At 71.0% G+C, this 6618-nt stretch carries 6 protein-coding genes; all 6 read left to right on the plus strand.

The window, feature by feature from the left end; genetic code table 11:
* Nucleotides 1-200 precede the first annotated feature (200 nt).
* The gene (locus ACPCK6_RS29025) at nt 201-1247 is read left to right on the plus strand and encodes a LacI family DNA-binding transcriptional regulator (RefSeq protein ID WP_396882914.1); all 1047 of its coding nucleotides are present in this window, start codon (nt 201-203) and stop codon (nt 1245-1247) included.
* Between the two features lie 40 nt (nt 1248-1287).
* On the plus strand, nt 1288-2883 hold the full coding sequence (locus tag ACPCK6_RS29030; RefSeq protein ID WP_423482794.1) for an FAD-dependent oxidoreductase: 1596 nt from the start codon (nt 1288-1290) through the stop codon (nt 2881-2883).
* 21 nt (nt 2884-2904) lie between these two features.
* Nucleotides 2905-4188: an ABC transporter substrate-binding protein gene (locus tag ACPCK6_RS29035; protein WP_269697287.1), complete on the plus strand. Its 1284-nt coding sequence runs from the start codon at nt 2905-2907 to the stop codon at nt 4186-4188.
* A gap of 11 nt (nt 4189-4199) precedes the next feature.
* Nucleotides 4200-5147 carry a carbohydrate ABC transporter permease gene (locus tag ACPCK6_RS29040; RefSeq protein WP_396882911.1) on the plus strand — a complete coding sequence of 316 codons (948 nt, stop codon included), beginning with the start codon at nt 4200-4202 and terminating at the stop codon, nt 5145-5147.
* Nucleotides 5137-5979, plus strand: a complete 843-nt coding sequence (locus tag ACPCK6_RS29045) for a carbohydrate ABC transporter permease (protein WP_013475968.1) — start codon at nt 5137-5139, stop codon at nt 5977-5979. Before ACPCK6_RS29040 ends, ACPCK6_RS29045 begins: the two co-directional genes overlap by 11 nt.
* Nucleotides 5976-6618, plus strand: a 643-nt coding sequence (locus tag ACPCK6_RS29050; protein WP_423482795.1) for an ROK family protein, incomplete at its 3' end; no start/stop codon positions are given. The genes ACPCK6_RS29045 and ACPCK6_RS29050, both read left to right, overlap by 4 nt.

The raw sequence follows: 6618 nt of genomic DNA on the forward strand, positions 1-6618 counted from the left end.
CGCGCGCCCGGTCGCCCCCTGTCAAGATTCCGCCCGAACAACCGCCGGACGGCGGCGGACGCGGTTGCTAATCCGCATTACATCAGGGAGTTCATCGAACGGAAATCTTCCGGCCACCCCTTGACAGGACGCCGGGAGAGCAGAGAGGCTCCATCCCGACCCGATCGCTAATACGCATTAGCGGAAGTGGAAGGACCGACGTGACCCCTCCCCCCAGGCGTGTCACCCAGCGTGACATCGCGCGCATGGCCGGCGTCAGCCAGGCGACCGTGTCGCTGGTGCTCAACAACCGCACCGACGCCGACGTCCGGATCGCGCCGGAGACACGGGACCGGGTCTTGCAGGTCATCGCCGAGACGGGATACGCCGCCGACCCGGCCGCCCGCCGCCTCGCCTCCGGGTTCAACCGGATCATCGGCGTCTTCACCTACGAGCCGGCCTTCCCCAGCGGCAGCCGAGACTTCTTCCACCCGTTCCTGCTCGGCATCGAGGAGTACGCCGAACGGGTCGGCTGCGACCTGCTGCTGTTCACCAGCGCCCCGGTGGTGGACGGCCGGCGGCGCATCTTCCACCAGGACAACCGGCTGCGGCTGGCCGACGGCTGCATCCTGCTCGGCCGGGAGATCGACGGCGCGGAGCTGCTCCGGCTCAACCGCGACGGCTTCCCCTACGTCGCCGTCGGACGCCGCGACGACGCCGGCGGCCCGGTGCCCTACGTCGGCGCCGACTACGCCAGCGCCGTCCACCGGCTGGCCGAGCGGGCGATGGAGCTGGGACACCGGCGCCTGACGTACGTGGGCATGGGCACCTCGGCGGAGTCCTCGCACGACCGGCGCAGCGGTTTCCACGCCGGCGCGACCGGCGCGGACAGCGCCCGCCAGATCACCGCGACCGCGGAGACCGCCGACGCCACTGTGGACGACCTGCGGGCCGACGGCAGCACCGTCGTCTTCGTGGAGGACTTCGCCACCGCCGTGGCGCTGGAGGCGTCCGCCCGCCGCAAGGGGCTGACGGTGCCCGGTGACCTGTCCGTCGTGACGCTCGGCGACCCGACCGTCCCGGTGCCCACGGACATCACGTTCACCGGGTTCCGCATCCCGCGCGAGGAGATGGGCCGCCAAGCCGTCGAGGTGCTGACCGGCGTCATCGACGGCAGCGCCGGCGGCCTCCAGCAACGGCTCCTGCCCTGCGAACTCGTCGAGGGCGACACCCTCGGCGTCCCTGGATCGGCGGCCGACCGGCGCTGACACGCCCGGCCGCGCAACTGGAAGGAAGCAAGTGGTACTAATGCGTGCGGACGTCCTCGTCGTCGGGGGCGGACTGGGCGGTGTCGCCGCGGCACTGGCCGCGGCCCGTGCCGGCCGGTCCGTCATCCTGACCGAGGAGTTCGACTGGCTCGGCGGGCAGCTCACCAGCCAGGCGGTCCCGCCGGACGAGCACTCCTGGATCGAGCAGTTCGGCGCCACCGCGAGCTACCGGGAGTTGCGCGACGGCATCCGCGACTACTACCGCCGCCACTACCCGCTGACCGAGCGGTCCCGGGCGTGGACCGACCTGAACCCGGGCGCGGGCTGGGTGAGCCGGCTCTGCCACGAGCCCCGGGTGGCGGTCGCGGTCCTGGAGCAGATGCTCGCGCCGTACCGGGGGTCCGGGCGGCTGACGGTGTTGCAGCCGTACCGGCCGGTCGCGGCCGAGACCGACGGCGACCGGGTCACCGGCGTCACGCTCGCCCACCGGGACCGCGACGAGCGGATCGAGGTGGAGGCGCCGTACGTCCTGGACGCCACCGAGACCGGTGAGCTGCTGCCGCTGACCGGCACCGAGTACGTGACCGGGTTCGAGTCGCAGGCGCAGACCGGTGAGCCGAGCGCGCCCGCGCAGGCGCAGCCGCTGAACATGCAGGCGGTGTCCGTCTGCTTCGCACTCGACCACGTCGACGGCGACCACACCATCGACCGGCCCGCCGGGTACGACTTCTGGCGCGACTACAAGCCGGACTTCTGGGGCGACCGGCTGCTGTCCTGGCGGTCGCCGCACCCGCGCACGCTGGAGATCGTGGAGCGCAGCTTCACGCCGAACCCGGACGACGACCCGCTGGGCGTCAACGCCGACCAGCGGCTCAACCCGGGCGACGGCAACCTGTGGACGTTCCGGCGCATCGCGGCGCGGCGCAACTTCGTCGACGGCGCGTACGGCAGCGACATCACGCTCGTCAACTGGCCGATGATCGACTACTTCGAGGGCCCGGTCATCGACGTGCCGAACGCGTCCTGGCACCTGTCCCAGGCGCGCGAACTGTCGTACTCCGTCCTGTACTGGCTGCAGACCGAGGCGCCCCGCGCCGACGGTGGCACCGGCTACCCGGGGCTGCGGCTGCGCGGCGACGTGACCGGCAGCCCCGACGGGCTGGCGCAGGCGCCCTACATCCGGGAGTCGCGCCGCATCCGCGCCGAGTACACGGTGGTCGAGCAGGATCTCTCCCTGGCGGTACGCGGCGAGCACGGCGCGGTGAGCTACGCCGACTCGATCGGTGTCGGCATGTACCGCATCGACCTGCACCCGTCGACCGGCGGCGACAACTACATCGACGTCGGATCCTGCCCGTTCGAGATCCCGCTCGGCGCGCTCATCCCGCAGCGGATGGAGAACCTGCTGCCGGCCGGCAAGAACATCGGTACCACGCACATCACCAACGGCAGCTACCGACTGCACCCGGTCGAGTGGAACGTCGGTGAGGTCGCCGGCCTGCTGGCCGACTTCTGCCTTGCGCGGGGCGAGTCCCCGCGCGCGGTCCGCGGCACCCCCCGCCTGCTGGCCGAATTCACGGACCGCATCTCGGCCGCCGGCGTGGAATGCCGCTGGCCGCAGATCGCGGGCTACTGAACCCCCGGTGAGGAGAAGAAAGTGAGATACGGAAGACTGTCCGGCCTGGTCGCGGCGACCATGACGGGTGTGCTCGCCCTGACCGCCTGCGGCGGTGGCGGCGACGCCAAGGACGACGGTCCGGCGAGCCTGCGGATGACCGTCTGGTCGGCGAACGAGGCGCACCTCAAGCTGTTCAACGAGATCGCCGACGAGTACCGCAAGAACAACCCGGACGTCGCGGAGATCAAGTTCGACCCGCTGCCGTTCGAGAACTACACCACGACGCTTACCACGCAGATCGCCGGCGGCAACGCGCCGGACCTCGCGTGGATCTTCGAGAACTCGGCTCCGGACTTCGTCGCCTCCGGCGCGCTGAGCCCGCTCGACGACACGTTGAAGAAGGCCGACGGCTACCAGTACGACGACCTGTCCCCCGCCACGCTGAAGCTCTGGCAGAACGACGGGAAGCTCTTCGCGTACCCGTTCTCGACCTCGCCGTTCGGCGTGTTCGTCAACAACGACATGCTCAAGAAGGCCGGGCAGAAGACCCCGGCCGAGCTGATCGCGGCCGGGCAGTGGAACTGGGACACCGCGCTCGCCGCGGCCGGTGCCACCGCCGCGAAGTCGGGCAAGGCCGGGCTCGTGGTCCGCGACTTCGACTACAAGGGCTGGGACAACCTGGCCACGTTCTGGACCGGCTGGGGCGCCCAGGCGTGGAGCGAGGACGGCCGCAGCTGCGGGTTCAACAGCCCGGAGATGGTCGAGGCGATGACCACGCTGCACAAGGCGATCTTCACCGGCAAGGCGCTGCCCGGTCCGGGCACGACCGCCGACTTCTTCGCCGGTGACGCCGCCATGACCGTCACCCAGATCTCCCGCGCCTCCCTGCTGAAGGAGAACGGCTTCGACTGGGACCTGGTCCCGCTGCCGGCCGGCCCGAAGGGCCCGTACGCGGTGGTCGGCCAGGCTGGCATCGGCGTGATGAAGAAGAGCCCGCACGCCGAGCAGGCCGCCGACTTCCTGGCCTTCTTCACCAACCCCACCAACTCGGCGAAGCTGGCCCAGTTCTTCCCGCCGCCGCGGCAGTCCCAGCTGACCGCCGAGACGCTGGCGAAGACGAACCCGAAGCTCAAGCCGGAGCAGCTGCAGAAGGTCGTCATCGACGGCATCACCAACGGCACCGTCAAGCCCAGCCACTCCGGGCAGGCCGAGCTGAGCCAGCAGGTGCGCGCCGCGCTCGACCCGCTGTGGAAGGCGGACGCGGACGTCAAGGGCGTACTCGACGGCGTCTGCTCCAAGATCCAGCCGCTGCTGGCGAAGTAGGGCCGAAGATCATGAACCAGACGGACACCAGGGTGGGCCCGGCTGCTGCCGGGCCCGCCCCGGGCCGGGCCCGGCCGTTCTGGACCACCCGCCGCCGGGACCAGCTCACCGGATACCTGTTCATCACCCCGCAGCTGCTCGGCAGCGTGGTCTTCGTGATCCTGCCGCTGGTCCTCGTGGTCTGGTACAGCCTGCACGAGTGGAACGTGCTGGCCGGCAGCTTCGACTACATCGGCACCGACAACTACGCCGCGCTGGCCGACGACCCCAACCTGGGCCCGGTGCTGCGGTCGACCGGCCTGTTCTCGGTCGGCCTGGTCGTGTTCAACCTCGGCCTGGCGTTGCTGCTGGCCGTCCTGCTCAACCAGAGGCTGCGCGGGACCATCGTGTTCCGCACCCTGTTCTTCTCCCCCGTGGTGGTCTCGCTGGTCGCGTGGACCATCGTCTGGGGCTTCCTGCTGCAGGACAACGGCGGCATCAACGGCCTGCTCGACACGATCGGCGTCGACGGCCCCAACTGGCTGCGCGGCGAGGGCACGGCGATGCTGTCGGTGATCGTCGTGCAGGTGTTCAAGAACGTCGGCCTGAACATGGTGCTGTTCCTGGCCGCCCTCCAGGGCGTGCCGGCCGACCTGTACGAGGCCGCCGAGGTGGACGGCGCGAGCCGGATGCGCCAGTTCTGGCGGATCACCGTGCCCCTGATCAGCCCGACGATCATGCTCACGTCGATCATCACGGTGGTCGGCTCGCTGCAGGTCTTCGCGCAGATCGCGGTGCTCACCCAGGGTGGGCCCGGCACCTCGACCACGGTGCTCGTCTACTACCTCTACCAGCAGGCCTTCCAGTTCCATCACTTCGGCTACGGCGCCACGCTGTCGATCCTGCTGTTCGTCATCGTGCTCGCGCTGACAGTGCTGCAGTGGCAGATGCGCAAGAGGTGGGTCTTCCATGAATCGTGACCTGTCCCGGCGGACCAAGCTGGTGCTCTACGGGGTGCTGATGGTCCTGGCCGTCCCGTTCGTGTTCCCCACCTGGTGGATGGTCACCTCGTCGCTGAAGCCGGTGGCGGACATCTTCTCCTTCCCGCCGCAGCTGCTGCCGACCGATCCGCGGCTGGACGCGTACCGGCGGGTGTTCGAGCTGCAGCCGTTCGGGCAGCAGTACCTGAACAGCCTCTACATCGCGCTGCTGGTCACCGTCGGCACGCTGGCCGTGGCGTCGCTGGCCGGGTACGCGTTCGCGCGGATCCGGTTCCGGGGACAGAACGTGCTGTTCCTGGTCGTCCTCGCGGGCCTGCTCATCCCGAGCGAGGTGACGATCGTGCCGCTGTTCCAGATGTTCTTCAAGCTCGACCTGATCGACACCCACTGGCCGCTGATCCTGGTGCCGATCTTCGGGGCGCCGAGCGTGCTGGCGACGTTCATCATGCGGCAGTTCTTCATCAGCCTCCCCGGTGAGCTGGAGGAGGCGGCGCGGGTCGACGGGCTGGGACGCTTCGCCACGTTCTGGAAGATCGCGCTGCCGCTGTCCCGGCCCGCGCTCGGCGCGGTGGCCATCTTCACGTTCCTGCACAGCTGGAACCTCTACCTGGAACCGATCGTGTTCCTCTCCTCGCCGGACAAGTTCACCCTGCCGCAGGCGCTCACCCAGTTCGTCGACGCGTACGGCGGTCCGATGTGGGACGTCCAGCTCGCGGCGGCGTCGATGACCGCGCTGCCGGTGCTGGCGGTGTTCGTCATCGCGCAGAAGCAGTTCGTCGAGGGCCTCGCGCACACCGGTCTGAAGGGATGACCGAGCCGGTCGTCGGGATCGACATCGGCGGCACCAAGACCGCCGCCGCCCTCGTCGGTCCCGGCGCGCGGGTGCTCGGCCGCCGCGAGGCGCCCACCCCCGCGCGCGGCGGGCCGGCCGCGGTGCTGGACACCGCCGCCGGCCTGGCCGCGGACCTGCTCGCCGCCGCCGGCCCCGGGCCGGTCGGAGTGGGCACCGCGGGCACCGTCGACCCGGCGACCGGCGCCATCAGGTACGCCACCGACAGCCTGCCCGGATGGGCCGGCACCGCGGTCGCCGACGAGCTGGCCGCGCGGCTGGGCCGGCCGGTGCGCGTCACCAACGACGTCGCCGCGGCGGCGCTCGGCGAGTGCTGGGCCGGCGCCGGACGGGGCCGGAGGCACGTGCTGCTGGCCGCCGTCGGCACCGGGCTGGGCGGCGCGATCGTCAACGACGGGCGGGTCGAGGGCGGCGCCCGGGGCGCGGCCGGCCAGCTCGGGCACCTGCCGGTCCCGGGCGCGCACCGGCTGCGCTGCGGCTGCGGCCGGTACGGGCACCTGGAGGCGATCGCCTCCGGCACCGGGCTGTCCGCCGCGTACGCGCTCACCGGCGGTGACCCGGTCACCGGCCGGGAGGTGGCGCGGCGCGCGGCGGCCGGCG

It is taken from the genome of Micromonospora sp. AB353, assembly GCF_049538395.1.
In the GTDB taxonomy this organism is placed as follows: Bacteria; Actinomycetota; Actinomycetes; order Mycobacteriales; family Micromonosporaceae; genus Micromonospora; species Micromonospora aurantiaca.